The 19618-nt window shown below is 72.0% G+C and carries 17 protein-coding genes and 1 tRNA gene; 12 read left to right on the top strand and 6 right to left on the bottom strand.

The window, feature by feature from the left end; translation table 11 throughout:
- Positions 1-297 precede the first annotated feature (297 nt).
- The 7 genes from dnaG (at position 298) to NE235_RS37365 (ending at position 9015) form a co-directional block, all read left to right on the top strand.
- Positions 298-3147: a DNA primase gene (dnaG, locus tag NE235_RS38170; protein ID WP_252803190.1), complete on the top strand. Its 2850-nt coding sequence runs from the start codon at positions 298-300 to the stop codon at positions 3145-3147.
- Between the two features lie 71 nt (positions 3148-3218).
- Positions 3219-4361: an RNA polymerase sigma factor RpoD gene (gene rpoD, locus NE235_RS15190; protein WP_252803732.1), complete on the top strand. Its 1143-nt coding sequence runs from the start codon at positions 3219-3221 to the stop codon at positions 4359-4361.
- Positions 4362-4605: 244 nt separating this feature from the next.
- The gene (gene efeO / locus NE235_RS15185; protein ID WP_252803188.1) at positions 4606-5733 is read left to right on the top strand and encodes an iron uptake system protein EfeO; all 1128 of its coding nucleotides are present in this window, start codon (positions 4606-4608) and stop codon (positions 5731-5733) included.
- Positions 5730-6956 (top strand): iron uptake transporter deferrochelatase/peroxidase subunit, encoded by a 1227-nt coding sequence (gene efeB, locus NE235_RS15180; protein ID WP_252803186.1) that lies wholly within the window; start codon positions 5730-5732, stop codon positions 6954-6956. The genes efeO and efeB overlap by 4 nt, the downstream gene beginning before the upstream one ends.
- 51 nt (positions 6957-7007) lie before the next feature.
- Positions 7008-8294 (top strand): MGH1-like glycoside hydrolase domain-containing protein, encoded by a 1287-nt coding sequence (locus NE235_RS15175; protein ID WP_252803184.1) that lies wholly within the window; start codon positions 7008-7010, stop codon positions 8292-8294.
- A gap of 11 nt (positions 8295-8305) precedes the next feature.
- Entirely contained in the window at positions 8306-8770 is a 465-nt protein-coding gene (locus NE235_RS15170) for a hypothetical protein (RefSeq protein WP_252803183.1), read from the top strand.
- Positions 8771-8889: 119 nt separating this feature from the next.
- A complete protein-coding gene (locus tag NE235_RS37365) occupies positions 8890-9015 on the top strand; it encodes a hypothetical protein (RefSeq protein ID WP_289848694.1) in 126 nt (41 codons plus the stop codon).
- A 398-nt stretch (positions 9016-9413) separates the two neighbouring features.
- Here NE235_RS37365 and NE235_RS15165 read toward each other — a convergent pair whose 3' ends face one another.
- Positions 9414-9740 carry a YtxH domain-containing protein gene (locus tag NE235_RS15165; protein ID WP_252803182.1) on the bottom strand — a complete coding sequence of 109 codons (327 nt, stop codon included), beginning with the start codon at positions 9738-9740 and terminating at the stop codon, positions 9414-9416.
- Positions 9741-9875: 135 nt separating this feature from the next.
- On the opposite strand from NE235_RS15165, the gene NE235_RS15160 reads away from it, so the two are divergent.
- Together NE235_RS15160 and NE235_RS15155 are read left to right on the top strand one after the other, a co-directional pair.
- Positions 9876-9951, top strand: a tRNA-Asn gene (locus tag NE235_RS15160).
- A gap of 148 nt (positions 9952-10099) precedes the next feature.
- Positions 10100-10615: a hypothetical protein gene (locus tag NE235_RS15155; RefSeq protein WP_252803180.1), complete on the top strand. Its 516-nt coding sequence runs from the start codon at positions 10100-10102 to the stop codon at positions 10613-10615.
- Here the strand turns inward: NE235_RS15155 and NE235_RS15150 are convergent.
- Together NE235_RS15150 and NE235_RS15145 are read right to left on the bottom strand one after the other, a co-directional pair.
- Entirely contained in the window at positions 10569-11228 is a 660-nt protein-coding gene (locus NE235_RS15150) for a tetratricopeptide repeat protein (RefSeq protein ID WP_252803179.1), read from the bottom strand. The two genes, NE235_RS15155 and NE235_RS15150, sit on opposite strands and share 47 nt — an antisense overlap.
- A complete protein-coding gene (locus NE235_RS15145; protein WP_252803177.1) occupies positions 11183-13543 on the bottom strand; it encodes an AfsR/SARP family transcriptional regulator in 2361 nt (786 codons plus the stop codon). The genes NE235_RS15150 and NE235_RS15145 overlap by 46 nt, the downstream gene beginning before the upstream one ends.
- 346 nt (positions 13544-13889) lie before the next feature.
- On the opposite strand from NE235_RS15145, the gene sigE reads away from it, so the two are divergent.
- The gene (gene sigE / locus NE235_RS15140; RefSeq protein WP_252803175.1) at positions 13890-14492 is read left to right on the top strand and encodes an RNA polymerase sigma factor SigE; all 603 of its coding nucleotides are present in this window, start codon (positions 13890-13892) and stop codon (positions 14490-14492) included.
- Positions 14493-14513: 21 nt separating this feature from the next.
- On the opposite strand, the gene NE235_RS15135 is transcribed toward sigE, so the two are convergent.
- Together NE235_RS15135 and NE235_RS15130 are read right to left on the bottom strand one after the other, a co-directional pair.
- Positions 14514-15674 (bottom strand): sulfite oxidase, encoded by a 1161-nt coding sequence (locus NE235_RS15135; RefSeq protein ID WP_252803173.1) that lies wholly within the window; start codon positions 15672-15674, stop codon positions 14514-14516.
- A gap of 171 nt (positions 15675-15845) precedes the next feature.
- Positions 15846-17009: a MalY/PatB family protein gene (locus NE235_RS15130; RefSeq protein ID WP_252803172.1), complete on the bottom strand. Its 1164-nt coding sequence runs from the start codon at positions 17007-17009 to the stop codon at positions 15846-15848.
- Positions 17010-17091: 82 nt separating this feature from the next.
- On the opposite strand from NE235_RS15130, the gene NE235_RS15125 reads away from it, so the two are divergent.
- A complete protein-coding gene (locus tag NE235_RS15125) occupies positions 17092-18477 on the top strand; it encodes an FAD-binding oxidoreductase (RefSeq protein ID WP_252803170.1) in 1386 nt (461 codons plus the stop codon).
- Positions 18478-18630: 153 nt separating this feature from the next.
- Here NE235_RS15125 and NE235_RS15120 read toward each other — a convergent pair whose 3' ends face one another.
- Entirely contained in the window at positions 18631-19155 is a 525-nt protein-coding gene (locus NE235_RS15120; protein WP_252803168.1) for an AAA family ATPase, read from the bottom strand.
- Between the two features lie 282 nt (positions 19156-19437).
- Between NE235_RS15120 and NE235_RS15115 the strand changes: the two genes are divergently transcribed.
- Positions 19438-19618 (top strand): hypothetical protein (locus NE235_RS15115; protein ID WP_252803166.1); only part of this gene is annotated, 181 nt, incomplete at its 3' end.

The raw sequence follows: 19618 nt of genomic DNA, 5'->3' as shown, positions 1-19618 counted from the left end.
TGACGGCGGCATCCGCCAGTGCCGCCGAAGTTGAGTAAGTACATCGCGCCATTCCGTGATTTGTCCAGAGTGTCGGCGCGCTTATCGATCAGACGTGCCGAAGACCGCCAGGGCCGTCCGGAGACCAGCCCGCTGGACTCGCCGGGACCGTCCGGGGAGACGGCCCGCGGGACTTGCCGGGACCGGCCGGGGAAGCGGCTCGTCGGAACGGCCGGGGCGGCCGGAGGTGGTTCACCGGATCCGGCGGGGGTGTCCGGTACGGCCTGCGGTGTCCGAGGCCGGGACTAGACTGCCGACGTGGCAGGCCGGATCCGCGATGAAGACATCGCCCTCGTACGCGAACGGTCGCCGATCGACGCTGTTGTGGGGGAGTACGTCCAACTCCGCAACGCCGGCGGCGGCGCGCTCAAGGGCCTCTGCCCCTTCCACGACGAGAAGTCCCCGTCGTTCAACGTCTCGAACGGTCTCTGGCACTGCTTGGCGGGCGAGACCAGAGTGCTCACCTGGGAGGGCCTCCGGCCCATCCGCGAGTTGGCGGGCGGAACCCACCGTATCCTCGGGCGCGACGCACAGTGGCACTACGCTCCGTTCTACTCGTTCGGCGTCCAGCCACTCATGAGGGTGGTCCTGGGTAGGAACGGTCAAACGAAGGAACTTTACGCGACCGCGGAGCACCGCTGGTTCGTGCGTGCGGGCAAGAAGCGGGACTGGAATCGTGAAGTCGTCACCCGAGACCTCAAGCAAGGGCATCGGCTGGCTTGGGTCTTCCCCGGGTCGCGCGTCAAACGAACGACGCCATCACCCTTCGGTATCGCCCATGGGATCACTTTCGGTGACGGTACCCTCAATGGCACCGGAAGTGTGGCCACACTCGATACCATAAAGGATCATCAACTGCTCAAATGGTTCCCTTTGAACCATGTGACGGTCGATGACATGGCAGGATCCAGCGGCTGGCGTGGTCAGCTTCTGGTACACCACCTTCCGCGGTTCTTCTGCGAGCTTCCACCGCTCGACGAGTCGACGCCGTATCTCTACGGATGGCTGGCAGGTTACGTGGCGGCGGACGGTCACGTGGCCAAGGACGGTACGGTCATGCTCCATTGCGCTGACCGAGACGTCTTGGAGTATGTCCGGACCCTCTGCGCACGCCTGGGTATCGGCACTTACGGGATCACTGAGCAAGTGCGGGAAGGATTTCCGGGGCGGGAGCCGAGCTCGATCTTCCGGATTCACTTCGTCAACGAGGACCTGACGGACGACTTCTTCCTGATAGACGAGCACCGTTTTCGGTTCGAATCCGCGGCGAAGAAGTTCGCCCGCCGTGGCTGGGTGGTGAAGTCGGTCGAAGAGACCGAGCGAGTTGAGGAGGTCTTCTGCGCTGTAGTGGACGAGGGGCATGCCTTCGTTCTCGAAGACAACATTCTGACGGGGAACTGCTTCGGCTGCGGGGAAGGCGGTGACGCGATCTCCTTCGTGCAGAAGATGGAGCACCTGTCGTTCGCCGAGGCGATCGAGCGCCTCGCGGCGAAGGCCGGCGTGCAGCTCCGTTACACCGACAGCGGCTACGTCCCCGGCCGGCAGAAGGGCGAGCGCACCCGGCTGGTGGAGGCCCACCGGGCCGCGGCGGAGTTCTTCGCCGAGCAGCTCCTCACCCCGTCGGCCGAGCTCGGCCGGCGCTTCCTGGCCGAGCGCGGTTTCGGCCGGGACGACGCCGAGCGCTTCGGCGTCGGTTACGCGCCGAACGAGTGGGAGGCGCTCGTCCGGCACCTGCGCGGCCGAGGCTTCACCGACAAGGAGCTCGTCACCGGCGGGCTGGCCAGCCAGGGACGGCGCGGGCCGATCGACCGGTTCCGCGGCCGGCTGATCTGGCCGATCCGCGACCTCACCGGCGACGTCATCGGGTTCGGCGCGCGTCGGCTGGAGGAGCGCGACGACGGCCCCAAGTACCTCAACACCCCCGAGACACCGCTGTTCAAGAAGGGGTCGGTGCTGTACGGCGCCGACCTGGCGAAGAAGGACATCGCCAAGCGGCGGCAGGCGGTGATCGTCGAGGGCTACACCGACGTCATGGCCTGCCACCTGGCGGGCGTCGGCACCGCCATCGCCACCTGCGGCACCTCCTTCGGCGACGAGCACATCAAGATCCTGCGCCGGCTGCTGCTCGACCAGGACGAGGCCAGCGGTGAGGTGATCTTCACCTTCGACGGTGACGCCGCGGGCCAGAAGGCCGCGCTGCGCGCCTTCGAGACCGAGCACCGGTTCGCCGCCCAGACGTTCGTCGCCGTGCAGCCGGACGGTCTCGACCCGTGCGACCTGCGGCTCCAGCACGGTGACGCGGCAGTGCGCGACCTGGTCGCCGCCCGCGTCCCGCTGTTCCGGTTCGCCATCCAGGCGACGATCGCCAAGTACGACCTCGACACCACCGAGGGCCGGCTCGCGGCGATCGACGCGGCCGCGCCGATCATCGCGGGGATCAGGGACCGGGGCATGCGCGAGCGCTACGCCATCGACCTGGACAAGTGGACGGGCTTCCTCGACGAGCAGTTCGTCCTACGGCGGGTGCGCGAGCACGCCTCCGGCCGCCCGGGCGAGGGCCGGCGGGGCGACGCGCGCGGGCGGCGGCCCGAGCCGGTTCAGGCCCCGGCCGCGCAGCGCCCGGCGTACGACCCGAACGATCCGGTCGTCCAGGTCGAGCGCGAGACCCTGAAGCTCGCGGTGCAGCGGCCCGCGCTGCTCGGGCCCGCCTTCGACGCGATGCCCGCCGAGGCGCTGATCGTCCCGGCTCACGCTGCCGTCCGGTCGCTGATCGCGGAGCTCGGCGGTGTGGTGACGGCGCAGAGCGGACCGGAGTGGGCGGGCCGGCTGCGGGAGGCCGCGCCGAACGACGAGGTCAGGGCCCTGGTCACCGCTCTCGCCGTCGAGCCGTTGCGGACCAGCGGGGATCCGGATGACCGATATGCCGCCGCAATGCTGTCCAGATTGCAGGAGATCCAGGTCACGCGCGAGATCGCGAAACTGCAGTCCAAACTCGGACGGCTGAATCCGGTCGAGCACCGCGAGGAGCACAACCGCCTTTTCGGCGACCTCATGGCCCTTGAGCTGCAGAGAAAGGTGTTGCGGGAGCGATCCATCAGTTCTCTGTGACCCCTGGGACGCAAAAATAGGTCCCCCGGAATACGGGCCCCTTGCCGCACACTGTCACCGTGGGCCCTTCGGTGCTGCCTAGCGAGACGCCATCGGTTGACCAGGTGGCGGACCTCGTCGCACGTGGCAGAGAACGTGGAATAACGGTGGACGACGTCGCCGCCGCGATCGATCGTTCCGACCTGCCGGCGGACTCGGCCGACCGGGTCGTCCGGATGCTCGCGGATCAGGGGGTGGAGGTTCTCGAGTCCCCGAGCGGGCACGAGGACTCAGCGCGAGCTGATGGGGACGACCTTGGAAGGCGGGCGCCGACCAGCGACCTGGTCCGGATCTACCTGCGCGAGATCGGACGCGTACCGCTGCTCACGGCAGAAGATGAAGTAGAACTCGCGAAATCGATCGAGGCGGGTCTGTTCGCCGAGGAGAAACTGGCCGACGCGGCCATCGTCGCTCCCGCCGAACGCTCCGACCTCGAACTGCTCGCCCATGACGGAGTACGGGCGAAGCAACGACTGATCGAGGCCAATCTGCGCCTGGTGGTGTCCATCGCCAAGCGTTACGTCGGCCGCGGAATGCTGTTCCTTGATCTGATTCAGGAGGGGAATCTCGGACTGATCCGTGCGGTCGAGAAATTCGACTACACGAAGGGGTACAAATTCTCCACGTACGCCACGTGGTGGATCCGCCAGGCGATCACACGGGCGATCGCCGACCAGGCCCGGACCATCCGGATCCCGGTCCACATGGTGGAGACCATCAACAAACTCGTGCGCGTGCAGCGTCAGCTCCACCAGGATCTCGGCCGGGAGCCGACTCCTGATGAGATCGGCGCGGAGATGGGGCTGCCGCCCGACCGGGTGGTCGAGATCCAGCGGGTCGCGCAGGAGCCGGTTTCCCTGCAGTCGCCGATCGGCGAGGAGGACTCCGACCTCGGTGACTTCATCGAGGACGCCGACGCCGTCGTTCCCATGGAGGCGGCGGCGTTCATCCTCCTGCAGGATCAGCTCGGCGGCATCCTGGGGTCGCTGTCGGACCGGGAGCAGCGGATCATCCAGCTGCGCTTCGGCCTGACGGACGGCCATCCGCGGACGCTCGAGGAGGTCGGCCGGGAGTTCGGGGTGACGCGGGAGCGCATCCGGCAGATCGAGTCCAAGACCCTGGCGAAGCTGCGGCACCCGACGCGCGCGCAGATGCTGCGCGAGTATCTGGAGTGAGTCTCGCGGACCGCCTTCGAGGCGGTCCGAGCGGTCCCGAGCGGGGTCGGCGTGTGGTCACGCCGACCCCGTTTCATCTGTTCAGACGCGGTCATACCGGCGGCGTGGTGATGTTCACACGGCCCGGGCCCCGCTCCTGCTTGACGAAGTGAGGTTAGGTAAAGCTAAGTTAGGTACACCTAAACAGGAGTGCCCGCTTCCCTCGCAAGGGCGCCCGACCGTCCTTCGCCCCGTTGGAGACCGCATGCGTCCTGTCCACGTGCTCGCCGCCGCGGGTGCCGCCCTCCTCTCGCTGTCCGCGCTCTCGGCGTGCGGGAAGGACGACGACGCGAGCGCCAAGGGAGGATCCGGGGCGATCGAGGTGACCGCCACCGACTCCTCCTGCGAGGTCGGCGCCAAGACCGCGCCGGCCGGAGCGGTCACGTTCAAGGTCACCAACAAGGGCTCCCAGGTGAACGAGCTGGAGATCCTCGCTCCCGACGGCAAGGTCGTCACCGAGCGTGAGAACATCGGGCCCGGAACCGGCGCCGAGGTCACCGTCCAGCTCTCCGCCGGGACGTACAAGGTCATGTGCAGCGCCGGCATGACGGGCAAGGGCCCCTCCCAGGCGCTCACCGTCACCGGCCAGGGCAAGGCGGTCGACCCGCGCCTGGACGAGGCCGTGGCCGCGTACCGGACCTATGTCGCCCAGCAGGTCGACGACACCCTGGCCAAGGCGACGGAGTTCGCCGCCGCGGTCAAGGCGGGCGACACCGCGAAGGCCAAGGACCTGTACGCCCCGTCCCGGGTGGGCTGGGAGCGGATCGAGCCGGTCGCCGAGTCCTTCGGTGACATCGACCCGAAGGTCGACCTGCGCGAGGCGGACCTCAAGCAGGGCGACAAGTGGACCGGCTGGCACCGGATCGAGAAGGCACTGTGGAAGACCGGTTCGCTCAAGGGCGAGGGCCCTTACGCCGACCAGCTCGTCAAGGACCTGCAGACGCTGAAGTCGAAGGTCGGCACCGCCTCCATCAGCCCGACCTCGATGGCCAACGGCGCCAAGGAGCTGCTGGACGAGGTCGCGACCGGCAAGGTCACCGGTGAGGAGGAGACGTTCTCCCACACCGACCTGGTCGACTTCAAGGCCAACGTCGACGGCGCCGAGAAGGTGTACGGGCTTTTGAAGCCCGTCGTCAAGGAGCGGAACGCCGACCTCGCCTCGACGCTCGACGACGAGTTCGCCAAGGTGCAGAAGCTGCTCACCAAGTATGAGAAGGGCGACGGCTACGTCGCCTACGACACGGTCGGCGCCAAGGACCGCAAGGACCTGTCCGACGAGGTGAACGCGCTCGGCGAGCCGCTGTCGAAGCTGGCGGCGGTGGTGGCCAGGTGAGAGGCGTCAGCAGACGCCGGCTGTTCGGCTACTCCGGCGCCACGCTCGCGGCCGGCGCCGCCGCCGGCGCGGGCCTGATCAGCGTCGCCCGGGCCGGGGACGACCACGGCTCCGCCGACGAGGAGGCCGTCCCCTTCCACGGCGCGCACCAGGCCGGGATCGCCACCCCCGTCCAGGACCGCCTGCACTTCGCCGCGTTCGACGTCGTCACCGACGACCGCGACCGCCTGGTCCGGATGCTCAAGGAGTGGACCGCGGCCGCCGCCGCGTTCACCGGCGGCCACCCGTACGGCTCGGCCGCCGGCGGCCTGGGGGAGGCGCCGCCCGACGACACCGGCGAGGCGCTCGGCCTGCCCCCGGCGCGGCTGACCCTGACGATCGGATTCGGCCCGACGCTCTTCGACAAGGACGGCAAGGACCGGTTCGGTCTCAAGGCGAAACGGCCGGCCGCCCTGATCGACCTGCCGCACTTCCCCGGCGACAACCTCGACCCGGCCGGCAGCGGCGGCGACATCTGCGTCCAGGCCTGCGCCGACGACCCGCAGGTCGCCGTGCACGCCATCCGCAACCTCGCCCGGATCGGCTTCGGCGTCGTCTCCGTGCGCTGGTCCCAGCTCGGCTTCGGCAAGACGTCCTCGACGACTCCGGACCGGCAGACGCCGCGGAACATGTTCGGGTTCAAGGACGGCACCCGCAACATCGCCGGCACCGACACCAAGGCCCTCGAAGAGCACGTCTGGGCGTCCGCGGCCGACGGGCCGTCCTGGATGGCCGGCGGCTCGTACGTCGTCGCCCGGCGCATCCGCATGCACATCGAGACGTGGGACCGCACCTCGCTCCAGGAACAGCAGGACACCTTCGGCCGGACCAAGGGGGAGGGCAACGCGTACGGCGCCGAACGCGAGCACGACCCGGTGCCGCTCGACAAGCTGCCCGCCGACTCGCACGTCCGCCTCGCCCACCCCGACAGCAACGGCGGCGTGCGGATCCTGCGGCGCGGCTACTCGTTCACGGACGGCACCGACGGGCTCGGCCGCCTCGACGCGGGCCTGTTCTTCATCGCCTACCAGCGTGACCCGCGTAAGCAGTTCGTCCCGCTGCAGAACAGACTGGCCGCCTCCGACCACATGAACGAGTACGTCCAGCACGTCGGCTCGGGCATCTGGGCCTGCCCGCCCGGGGTCCGCAAGGGCGGCTACTGGGGCGACGGCCTCTTCTCCTGAATTCGGCGTCCGGGCATCGCCGGGAACGCCGCGGAGCCGTACGCTGTCGTAATGGGGCCACGGCTCACCGGCGACGAGACGGCCCTCTGGCTGGCCGCCGCCCGCGTGCTGGACGCGAACTGGACCGGCGCGGCCACGGTCCCCTCTCCAGGCCTGTACCCGCACCAGTGGAGCTGGGACTCCGCCTTCATCGGCCTCGGCCTCGCCCACCACCGGCCCGACCGTGCCCGGACCGAGTTCCTGTCCCTGTTCCGCGGCCAGTGGGCGACCGGCCTGCTCCCGCATATCGTCTTCCACACGACGGAACCACGGCACGCCTATTTCCCCGGACCCGAGCTGTGGCGCAGCTCCGCGCACCCCGCCGCACCGCGCGGCGTGCAGACCTCCGCGCTCGCCCAGCCGCCGCTGCACGCCCTCGTGGCGCTGAGGATGGTGCAGGCGTCCGACGGCGCGGACCGGGCCTTCCTGGGCCCGCTGTACCCCTGTCTCGTCGCCCAGCACGCCTACCTCGCGCGGGACCGTGACATCGGCGGCGGCGGCCTGGCGAGCCTCTGCCACCCGTGGGAGTCCGGGCTCGACGACAGCCCGGCGTGGGACACGCCGCTGGCCGCCGTCGACCCGCGGGGACGGACGTACAACGGGGGAGACCACGACCGGTACGTCGCGCTGGTGACGGGGATGCGGGCCGCCGGCTACCGCGCGGAGTACCTCCGGGACGAGCATCCCTTCGTCGTCGAAGATCCGCTGTTCAACGCGGTCTATCTGGCCTCCACACACGCGCTGGCCGAGCTGGCCGACCTCGCCGGGGCCGATCCGCGTCCCCATCGGGAGGCCGCGGAGCGCATCCACCGTGCCCTTCTGGACCGGCTGTGGGACGAGTCGGCAGGCTGTTTCCGTGCCCGCGACCTGAGGGCCGGGCGCCTGATCCCGGAGACGACGGTGGCCGGCTTCGTGCCCCTCATGGACCCGGAGCTGCCGGCGCCGGTCGTGCGCGCGCTGACCGACCTGCTGCTGTCGCCCCGCTTCGCGGGGGCGGCCGGTTACCCGGTGCCGACCTGCGACATCCAGTCGGAGGCGTTCGACCGCGGGGCCTACTGGCGCGGACCGACCTGGGCCAACACCAACTGGCTGCTGTGGTTCGGAGCCTGTGCGCACGATCTGGGCGGGATCGCCGACCTGATCTTCGGCTCCACGGCCCGGCTGGTGCGCCAGTCCGGGTTCCGGGAGTTCTACGATCCGTTCGACGGCAGCGGCCGGGGCGGTCACGACTACAGCTGGTCGGCGGCGCTCCTGCTGGACCTCCTGGCCGCGCGACGGGGCGCCGGCCGGGCGCTGTAGCGTGATCTGTCATGCGACTGACGTGGCGGAAGAAGGTGCCGGACGGCGTCGTCCTCCAGCGGGGAGAGCGGGTCCTGGCGATCGGCGGTGAGACGGTCGCGACGAACGCCGCCCTCTACCTCCCCGGTGCCGGCGAGGGCACCCGGCTGCCGTGGGAGCGCGTGGAGCAGGCCACCTGGCAGGACGGCGTCCTGTCCGTGCGGGAGGTCGGCGGCCGGCGGCACACCGTGCCGCTCTCGGAGCCGGGGTCGGTGCCCGAGGCCGTACGGGAGCGCGTCACCGCCACCGTCGTCGTCAGCACCCACGTCAAGCTGCCCGCCGGAGGGGTACGGGTCGTCGGCCGCCGCGCGCCGCGGGGGGACGGCGAGGTGCGCTGGTCGTTCGTCTTCGACCGTGGTCTCGACCCCGCCGATCCGGGCGTGCTCGCGCAGGCCGAGCAGGCCCTCGAGGAGATCCGCCGCCAGACGGGGCTGTAGGACCCGCAGGGCGCACCGGCGACGTCGGCCGGTGACGCCCGCCTGCGGGAGCCCGCCTGTGGGGCGTGCCGCCGCGTTATGGTCATCGAAAGGTTCGGTCGGCGTCGAGGGCGGGTGTGATGGCCGGGTACCACCCTGACGGGTCTCGCGCGGGCGCCGCCGGGCGGCTGATCCTGGGACTGGTGTTCCTGGCCGCCACGGTGCTCGTGGCGAGCTTCGTGCTGCGGACCTCGGGCCGGACCTGAGGGCGGCCCGCGGGGGCGGACGGCCCGGCGTCTTCACGGCCGAGCGACTCGACTGCGCGAAGCGGTGCCTGTGGTACGGCACGTTCCGCACCGACGCCGGGAGCGGATCTCGCGGGAAGGTCTGGATCGAGGGCGTCCCGCACCGCGATGTCACGGCGGGCGCGGCTCTCCCGGCGGTCGACACGGGGGCCGCACGGTACGTCTTCGCCAAAGGCGGCTCGCCGCACTGGATGGGGCTGATCGGCGGCTCGGCGATGACGGCCGCCTTCGCCGTCGCGACCCTCCACCTCCTCGTACGCGGCGTCCGCGGCCTGTTCCGCCGCCGCGCGTGAACCCACGGCCGCCCGATGCGGGTGCGCCCGGACCGGCCTGGCCGGTCCGGGCGCGTGATGGGGCGGTCAGGTGAGGTCGGCGGGTGTGCTGCCGGGGTGGGCGGCCTGGCCGGTCCGTTCGGTGGAGGCGGACGGCTCGGCCCCGCGCATGCCGGGGACCTTCTCCTGAACCTTCTCGCTCACCGTGTGGACCTTGCCGCCGAACCTGTGCCGGGCCGACTCGGCGATCTCACCGGCCTGGGCGCGGAGCACGCCGGCGGCCTCCTGCACGGTGGGGTTCTCCGCGACACGCCGGGACATCCGTTTGATCTGCTCGTAGCGCTCCTTGCCGGCGCGCGTGCCCAGGACGTAACCGGTCGCCGCTCCGGCGAAGAACACAACGCGGTGCTTCATGGTCGTACTCCTCTGCTGAGTCGCCGTAGGCCATACCCCGAAGAGGGCGGGCCAGTCGGCGAAACGAGCACGTGCGGAATGCGCTAACCTTATGCGCGATGGGGCGGCCAGCGGTCGGGGCGGCCTCTCGTGTGATCCCCCGTAGCTCAATTGGCAGAGCGTCCGGCTGTTAACCGGCAGGTTACTGGTTCGAGTCCAGTCGGGGGAGCCAGCCGAATGGGCCGGTCTCGTCGAGACCGGCCCATTCGCCGTTTCCAGCCTCTTCCGGGTCCTGTGGGTCCCCTGCGTACAAGCGATGTACAAGCGGCGGTTGAGACGCTCTTCGACGCATGTCCCCCTCGACCCCTGGAGGTTGGCAGATGCGTCGTCCTTCCCGGCTCCGGCTGCGTGCCGGAGCCGCACTCGTCCCCGCCGCGGTCCTCATCGCGGCCGGCGTCCCGGCGACCGCCCACGCGGCGCCCGTCCGCACGGCGGCCGCCAAGGCGCCCGCCGCCGTCTCGTCGGCCGGGCAGGTGTCGCCGCTCAGCGCCGGCGACGGCACTCCGGCCGGCGCGGTGCAGTGGATGAAGAACCACGTCGGCAGCACCGGCTGGGAGCACTACTGCGAGAAGGCCGTGGAGAACGCCTACGGCACGACCGGGGTGTGGGCCTCGGCGATCGCGCACTGGAACGGCGCTCCGCACCACAGCGGCACCAAGCCCCCGGCCGGGTCCTTCGTGTACTGGAACATCAGCTCGTACGGGCACGTCGGCATCGCCGACGGCAACGGCGGGTTCTACTCGACCAGCATCAGCGGCAAGATCGGACACGCGTCGAGCGTGAGCTACTTCAGTCACTACCTGGGCTGGACGCCCGCGGCGGTCCCGCGTCAGTGACGATCGCGGGGAGGGAGCCGCCGGCGGGGCCGGCTCCCTCCCCGCGCACCGCGGCCAGCCGGGTGCGGGTGCGCGTCTCCCACAGCGGAACGTCGAGCCGCCGGAAGAGGGTCAGGGCCTGCTCCAGGCACGCGATCGCCCGTACGGTGTCGCCGCTCTCGTGTGCCGCCTCGCCGAGTGCCCAGAGCGTGGACGCCTCGCCGAACAGGTCGCCCTGCTCCCGGAAGGCCACGAGACAGCGGTCGAGGAGGTCGGCCCCGGCCCGCGGGCGGCCCTCGGCCGTCAGCACCATGGCCAGCAGGCGCAGCGACCTTGTCTCGGCGAGACCGTCGCCGAACCGCCGGAACAGCCCGATCGCGCGCGTCGCGTGCCGTCGCGCGGCCGCCAGGTCGGTACGGGAGTGGTAGTGGGTCGCGGCGAGGAAACGCAGGACGTGCGCCTCCCCGTACTCGTCGTCCGCCGAGCGGAACGTCGCCAGCGCCCGGCCCAGGTGGGCGAGGGAGGCGGCAGGGTCGCCCCGGTCGCGGTGGACCAGCCCCAGGTCGAGCAGGGCGTTGGCCCGCCCTGTCAGGTCGCGTGCCGGTCGGCGATCTCCAGTGCCTCCCGGAAGCACGCGAAGGCGTCGTCCAGCCGGTCACAGATGTGGTGAACGTCACCGAGCGCGCCGAGGGCCCGGCCCGCGCGGACCGGCGCGCCGAGCCGCCGGCTTCCGGCGACGGCGGCGGCCAGGTGCGCGGCGGCGTCCTTGTAGCGGTCCTGGGCGGTGGCGAGGAGGCCGAGGCCGTAGCGCATCGCCGTCTCTCCCCACCGGTCGTCGCGGGCACCGGCGGCCGCCAGGGCGGCCTCGTGGGTGCCGAGCCAGTCGTCCCAGTACCCGCGCAGGTCGAGGAAGCTCAGCAGCGAGGCGGCCAGCCGCCAGGACAGCTCGGCCGCACCGGCGGACGCGGCGCGGTGCACGGCCGTGGTCAGGGTCTGGCGGTTCGCCTCGAACCACGCGAGCGGTTCCGCCGGCGCCGCCCCGGCGGGCGCGGCCGGGCCCGCCGAGAGGACCCGCGGGCCGGGCAGGCGCAGCCGCCGGCTCGGGAGGGCTTCGTCGGCCGCCTCGGCCAGGGCCAGCAGCGCCCGCAGCACCCGGATGACGGCCGCGTCCCGTACCTCCGGCGGCTCGGATTCCAGGGCCTGCTCGCGGGCGAACAGCCGGACCAGGTCGTGACAGCGGTAGTGGGGTCCGTCGGGGGCGTCCGTGCGGCCGGGCTCCAGCAGGCGGGCGTCGACGAGGGCGTCGATGACGTCCTCGGCCCCGGCGACCGGCCGGTCGAGGAGGGCGGCGACCATCCAGGGCGTGACCTCGGGCAGGTCGAGCAGCCCGATCAGGTGGAACGGCCGCCGGTGCGCGGGCGGCAGGGCGTCCTGGCTCAGCGCGATGCTGGACCGCACCTCCAGGTCCCCGGCGGCCAGGCGGTCGAGCCGCCGGTGCTCGTCCGCGAGCTGGCCGGCCAGCCGCCCCAGGATCCACTCGGGACGCCCGGCCAGCCGCGCCGCCGCGATCCGCACCGCCAGGGGCAGGTGGCCGCACTGGGCGACGAGCGTGCGGGCGCGGTCCTGCTCGGCGAGGATCCGCTGCCGGCCGATCACCCCGGCCAGCAGGTCGACCGCGTCGTCCGGGGCGAGCACGTCGAGGTCGATCAGGTCGGCGTACTCCAGCCCGATGAGCCGTGCCCGGCTGGTGATGAACGCTCCGCAGCCCGGCGTTCCGGGGATCAGGGGCCGTACCTGTGCCTCGTCGACGGCGTTGTCGAGGACCAGCAGGACACGGCGGCCCGCGAGCCGGTCGCGCAGCAGGGCGGCGCGGTCGTCCACGCCGCCCCTGATCCGGCCGCCCCACACGCCGAGCAGGCGCAGGATTCGGTCCAGGGCCACGGCCGGATCCATCGGATGCCCGGTGGTGCCGCCGAGGTCGACGTGGATCCGCCCGCCCGGGTACCGCTCGGCGAGCCGGTGGGCGGCGTGCACGACGAGTGAGGTCTTGCCCACGCCGGCCATGCCGGCGACCGCGCACACGGCCGGGCCGGCGTCCGCGGGCGGGCCCGCGAGCAGCCGCGCCAGCTCGGCCCGCCGGCCGACGAAATGCGGCACGTCCGGTGGCAGCGCGCACGGGCTGTGCTCCGCCCGGGGCGCCGGATCCAGGGCGGGGTCGGCGGTGAGCACGGCCTGTTCCAGCCGCCGCAGCCGCGGTCCCGGTTCGATGCCGAGCTCCCGTGTGAGGACGGCCCGCGCGTCGCGGTACGCCTCCAGGGCGTCCGCCCGGCGGCCCGCGCGGTACAGGGCGAGCATCAGCTGGGCGCGGAACCCCTCTCGGAACGGGTGGGCCGCGACGAGCGCCGTCAGTTCGCCGATCAGCGCGAGGTGCCGTCCGAGGCGCAGGTCCGCGTCGACGCGCCGCTCGATGGCACTCGCCCGCATCTCGGCCAGCCGGCCGGCCTCCTCCCGCCGGAGGGCGTCGGAGCCGACGTCGGCGAGGGGCTCTCCGCGCCAGAGCGCGAGGGCCTCGCGCAGCAGTTCGGCCTCCGCCGCCGTGTCGCCGCCCGCCGCCGCCCGGGCCGCGTCGTCGATCAGCCGCGTGAACCGGTGCGCGTCGATCCGGTCGGGGTCGACCCGCAGCAGGTAGCCCGTGGGCTCGGTGCGGATGCTCAGGCCGGGGACGGACGCCAGGGCGCGGCGGACCCGCAGGACGTATCCCTGGAGGGTGAGCCGGGCGCTCGCCGGCGGGTCGTCCCCCCACACCAGCGCGGCGAGTTCATCGGTCGGCACGACCCGGTTGGCGCGCAGGACCAGAGCGGTGAGCACCGCGCGCTGCTTGGGCGCGTCGATCGGCACCCGTCGTTCGTCGTCGATCAACTCGAACGGGCCGAGAATGCGAATCTCCATCGCCGCTCCCGGGGCGGCCGGCGGGGGTGGCCGCCCGCGCCCAGAATGGCCGACAGGACGAAGTTGATCAAGATGGTGTTCGCGCCGGTCCCTCCCCCCTGAGGATGAGGAGGTCGTCTCCGTCTCCGCCGCGCGGCCGACGCGGGGGCGTGCGGACACCCGCCTGACGGGCGACGTCGGGCGGGCCCGGGGCTGCCATGCTGGACAACGTCGGAGGAGAAGGCAGGCCGAACGGCCGCGGAAGGAGGGTCCCATGACGGGCTTCCCTTACACCGCTCTTACCCCCGGCGGTACAGACTCTGACCGCGAACAGTGATATCGGGGGTGACGGGTGAAGGGTGACACGGTGGCATGGACGCCACCCAGCTGGGACGACATCGTGCGTGAGCACTCCGCGCGTGTCTACCGCCTCGCCTACCGCTTGACCGGGAACCAGCACGATGCCGAGGACCTCACACAAGAGGTGTTCGTGCGCGTGTTCCGTTCGCTGTCGAACTACACGCCGGGCACGTTCGAGGGGTGGTTGCACCGGATCACCACGAACCTGTTCCTCGACACGGTCCGCCGGCGGCAGCGCATCCGGTTCGAAGGTCTCGCCGACGACGCGGCGGAGCGGCTGAGGGGCCGCGAACCGAGCCCCGCGCAGGCGTACGAGGACCGGCACTTCGACGACGACATCCAGACGGCTCTGGACGCGCTCGCACCGGAGTACCGCGCCGCCGTGGTGCTCTGCGACATCGAGGGCCTGTCCTACGAGGAGATCGCGGCGACCCTCGGGGTGAAGATGGGCACGGTCCGCAGCCGCATCCACCGCGGTCGCGCCCAGCTCCGCGACGCGCTGGCGCACCGGGCCCCGGACCGGCGGGTGTCCGAGGAGCGCGCCGCCCGCCGCAAGCCGCGCCGGAACGCCGGCCGGGTGCGCACCAACCCGGCCTGGACCACTCCCTGACCGGGCTGCGCGGACCGGCTCTCAGCCCACCGTGACGGGATGGCGCACGACCGCCCCGAACAGGTAGCCGAGCGTGTTGTACGGCGCGACGTCCGGCTGCGCGGTTCCGGTGCGGTCCGTGGCCCGCGCCCGCAGCTCGTACGATCCCGGGCCCGGCGGCCGCCAGACGATCTCCCAGCGGGTCCAGCCGAGGGCGTCACGGCGTCCGTAGGGGGTCGCCCGCCGCCAGGTACGGCCGCCGTCGGTGCTGATCTCGACGTGGCGTACGGCCCCTTCGCCGGACCATGAACGGCCGCGCAGCCGGTGGGTCCGCCCGGAGTCGAGCCGCGCGTCCCACGGCAGTTCGAACGCGCTCTTGAGCACCTGCCGCGTCAGTGGGGCACCGCCCTCCGGCGGGTGGTCCGGGCCGAACATCCGGTAGTAGGTGGTGTTCCAGGGGGACGACAGCGGCGTACCGGAGACCTCGATGTCGCCGACCCACTTGATCGAGGCGACGCCCACCCAGCCGGGCACCACGACGCGTACGGGGAAGCCGTGGTCCGGGGGCAGCGGGCGGCCGTTCATCTCGTAGGCCAGCAGGACGTCGTCGAGCGCCTTGGCGACCGGCAGCGGCCTGCGGACCCGCCCGAGGTTCCGCCCGCCGTCGACGAAGTCGGGGTCGAGTCCGCGCGGCATCACGTCCACGGCCCGGTGGGTGAGGCCGGCGCGTTCCAGGACGTGGGCGAGTGGGACGCCGCGCCAGCGGGCGACGCCGACGCCGCCCAGCCGCCACGGCGTGCCCGAGACGGACTGGTGCTGCTGGGTCGTGTAGAGACTCCGGCCGTTCCCGGTGCACTCGATGAACGCGTCGATGGTCCGGGCCGGCATCCCGAGCAGGTCCTCGTAGGAGAACGTGACCGGCCGGTCGAGGGTGGGGGAGCCGCGCAGGCCGCTGCCGAACAGGCGGAGCCGCCACGTGCGCGCGTCGATCAGCGGGGTGCGGGTGTGGTTGCGGACGAAGAAGCGGTCGGCCGGCGTGAGGTAGCCCTGCCCGCGCATCGCCTCCCAGCGCATCTCGGCGTTCGTGCCGTGCACGACGAACAGCGCGGGTGGCAGGGGCTTGACGATCGGCCCGTCGTCGGCGCGCGCCGTCCCGGTGGCCGCGGCGGCCACCGCCGAGCCCAGGCTCAACCCCGCGGACATGCGAAGGATCGTGCGTCGTGACGGTCGGCAGTCGCCCTCTTCGGTGATGCCCATCACGGCTCCCATCTCCAAGGTTTTCCGACCAAGATAGTTGAGTACGTTCGCGCGCTCCAGTGCCGGAGCGTTACGAGACGGTCGCGGTGTCGGCTCAGGCCCGGACGGGCGCCCGCCTCATCGCGCGCCGGACCCGTCGAGGACGGCCGCCATCCGGCGTACCGCGTCCGCGACGCGGTCCGGCGCCGTACCGAAGTTCAGCCGGGCGAAGCCCCGGCCGGCCTCGCCGAACGTCGGGCCCGGGGACAGCGCCACCCTGCCGTGCCGGAGGAACGCCTCCGCGGGATCGTCCCCGAGGCCCAGTGAGCGGCAGTCCAGCCAGGCCAGGTAGGTGGCCTGCGGCAGGTGGCAGCCGACGCCGGGCAGGTGAGCGGCGAGCAGCTCGCCGAGGAGCCGGCGGTTGGCGTCCAGCCCGCCGAGCAGGTCGGCGAGCCACGGACGGCCGTGGTCGAAGGCCGCCTCCGCGGCGATCACGCCGAACAGCCCGGCGCTCTCGCTCACCTCCTCGTGGATCGTGGCGACGTCGGCGCGGGCGTCGGGCCCCGGAACGGCCAGGGCCGCCTTCAGACCGGCGAGGTTCCACGCCTTCGACGCCGAGGCGAGCACGATGGACCGGGCGGCGGCCGGGGCGTCCAGCGAGGCGAACGGGACGTGCCGCGCGCCCGGATGGGTCAGCGGCGCGTGGATCTCGTCGGCGACGATCCGCACGTCGTACCGGTCGGCGAGCTCCGCGACGGCCAGCAGCTCGTCGCGGGAGAAGACCCGGCCCGTCGGGTTGTGCGGGCTGCACAGCAGATACGCCCGCGCCCCCGCGGCGAAGTCGCGCTCGAGCCGGTCCAGGTCGATCCGGTACCCGTCCGGCCCACAGGCCAGCGGGTTGACGACGACCTCGCGGCCGATCCGCTCCAGCCAGTAGAAGAACGGCGGATAACCAGGGGTGTTCACCACGATCCGGTCGCCGGGCGCGGAAATGATCTCCAGGACCTCCTTGATCCCGGACATCACGTCGGGCACCAGCCGCATCGCGGCCGGATCGGGCCGCCAGCCGTAGCGGTCGGCGGCGAAATCCGCGAACGCCTCCGGCAGCCGTCCCGCGACCGCGTACCCGGTGTCGCCCCGGGCGATCGCCCTGGTGAGCGCCTCGGCGACGGGCTCGGCGAGCGGAGTGTCCATCTCCGCCACCCACATCGGCAGCACGTCCGGCGGGTACTCGCGCCACTTCACGCTGTGCCGTTCGCGCAGGTCGGTCAGCTCGTACGCGGTGAGCGGATTCGCGGGCATGACACCACCTTCGTTACTGGTCGTCCCCGTCAGTCTGCCCGGCGCCGTTCGCGGAGATCACGCCGGGCGTAGGGTGCGGCGTATGACGGCGATCTCCGTGGACCTGGCGGCGGAACTGGAGCGGGCGCTCCCCGGCGGCAGGGTGGTCCGCGACCCCGCCGTCGTGGCCTCCTACGCCCACGACGAGGCGGAGTGGGCGCCGTACGGCAGCCCGGCCGCGGTCGTACGGCCCCGGGAGACGGCGGAGGTCCGGGAGGTCGTCAGCCGGTGCGCGCGACTGGGCGTACCCGTGGTCGCGCGCGGAGCCGGGACCGGCCTGTCCGGCGGCGCGAACGCGATCGACGGCTGCGTCGTGCTGTCGTTCGAGGCGATGAACGAGATCCTCCGGATCGACCCGCACGAGCGGATCGCGATCGTCCAGCCCGGCGTCGTCAACGACGACCTGCGCAGGGCCTGCGCCGAGCACGGCCTCTGGTACCCGCCGGACCCGGCGAGCGCGCCATGGTCGACCATCGGCGGCAACGTCGCCACGAACGCGGGCGGCCTGTGCTGCGTGAAGTACGGCGTGACGCGGGACTACGTCCTCGGCCTCGAGGCCGTCGTCGGACACGGCGACGTCGTACGCCTGGGCCGGCGCACCGCCAAGGGCGTCGCAGGGTACGACCTGACCGGCCTCATGGTCGGCTCCGAGGGCACCCTCGGCGTCATCACCGAGATCACCGTACGGCTCCGGGGCGCCCGCGCGGCCGAGCGCACGATCGTGGGCTACTTCGACTCACTCGTGGCCGCGGGGGAGGCGGTCAGCGCCGTGACCGCGGCCGGCGTGGTGCCCAGCGCGCTGGAACTGATCGACCGGCACTGCCTGCGCGCCGTCGACGAGTGGCGGCACATGGGCCTGGCCGACGAGGGCGACGTGCTCCTGCTCGGCCGCAGCGACAGCCCCGGCCAGGTGGGCGAGGAGGAGGCCGACGCCATTCTGGCGTGCTTCGAGGCCGCGGGGGCCACCTGGAGCGCGCGCTCCACCGACCCGGAGGAAGCGGAGGCGCTGTTCGCGGCACGCCGCCTCGCGTACCCGGCGGTCGAGCGGCTCGGTCCGGTCCTCACCGAGGACGTGTGCGTGCCGCGCATGCTGGTGCCGGAGATGCTCGGCCGGATCGAGCGGATCGCCGCCGAGCACGACATCCGCATCGCGAACGTCGCGCACGCCGGGGACGGCAACCTCCACCCGTTGATGATCACGCCGCCGGACGACGAGGCCGCCCGGGAGCGGGCCCAGGCCGCGTTCGAGCGGATCGTCGACGAGGCGATCGGGCTGGGCGGCACCGTGACGGGAGAGCACGGCGTCGGCCTGCTGAAACGCCGGGGCATGGCCGAGGAGATCGGCCCGGTCGTGCTCGGCATGCACCGCGCGATCAAGCAGGCCCTCGACCCGGCCGGCATCTTCAACCCCGGCAAGGTCTTCACCTGAACCCCCGACCTGCGCCGCGCGGCCCCCTCTACGTGCGGGAGTCCCGGCGACCGCCCGGACCGGCCCACTCTGCCCACTAGGGGCTGTCCGGCGGATCGTTTCGGGCTAGTGCAGGCACGCCCGGTACGGCTGGGTTGTCGTGGGCCGCGGTAGTCACGCGAACGACGGCCACCGGTCGGCGGCCCACTCCCGCCAGCCCACCCAGCCGGGCGGCGGGCCGGCGACCCTGCGGCCCTCCAGCTCCGCCGCGTCGGGCTCCTCAAAATGCGCCCGCCCGTGCAGAATGTCGGCCTCGGACATCGGCAACGTTTTTTCGGGGGTGGTCGCCCAGCGGCGGGCGATACGGGCACGTTGGGTCTCAACGTCCACCGGCAGGTAGACCATGCGGAAGCACGCCTTCTCGGCCTCCACTAGCCAGCGGATCGCAGACCGCTCGTCCCGTGACCAGCAGCCGTAGTCCACGACGACGTTGGTGCCCAGTTTGACCGCCTCCAAGGCGAGCCAGAGCATGCGCCCCTCCAGCACGTCGCGCTTCCCGTCCGCCTCCGCCTCGCCGAACAGGGGAATCATCCAGTCGTCGGGCGTCAGACGCAGCGCGCCGTGCTCCGCGGCGAGTTGTCGAGCCCGCGTGGTCTTTCCGGCCCCTGGCAGGCCGACCATCAGGAACAACGTGGTCACACCCAGATCGTGGCAGGGAAGCCGATCAGGCGACCACCGTTTTATCTGCCCGATCACATGCTGAGCCACAGGCGGATGGAGGCCACGGTGAGGCCGACCTCCGGACTCGACAGGTCGGGCGTAAGCCGCGCCCTAGGGAGAAGAGGCACTCTGCCGACGTCGTTGACGCACTGAAACCGACCAAACCGACATACCGCGGTCACCTCGGCGGCAAGGTGTCCAGGACGACGGCCACGTCAGGGCGGGACGGCCGTGGAGTGCAGTGATGGCGTCTGGCGTGTGATGCGTCAGGATGAGCAGGTCGGCGAGACCACGATCGAAGAGGCTGCGGATTGGCCTTGGCTCAACGGCCGTTTCGCGGCCGGACCCGCGTTCCCTGATCTGGAGCCGTTGTTCGTGCAAGAGCTGGCGCTGATGCTTGGTCCGTCCCCTCGGGGAGGCGCGGCGCGGACGGTCCCGTCTC

Origin of the sequence: Actinoallomurus spadix (assembly GCF_024055725.1) — a bacterium.
GTDB lineage: Bacteria > Actinomycetota > Actinomycetes > Streptosporangiales > Streptosporangiaceae > Actinoallomurus > Actinoallomurus spadix.
The sequence above is the reverse complement of the archived record's forward strand: the minus strand, read 5'-3'. Positions and strand labels throughout refer to the sequence as shown.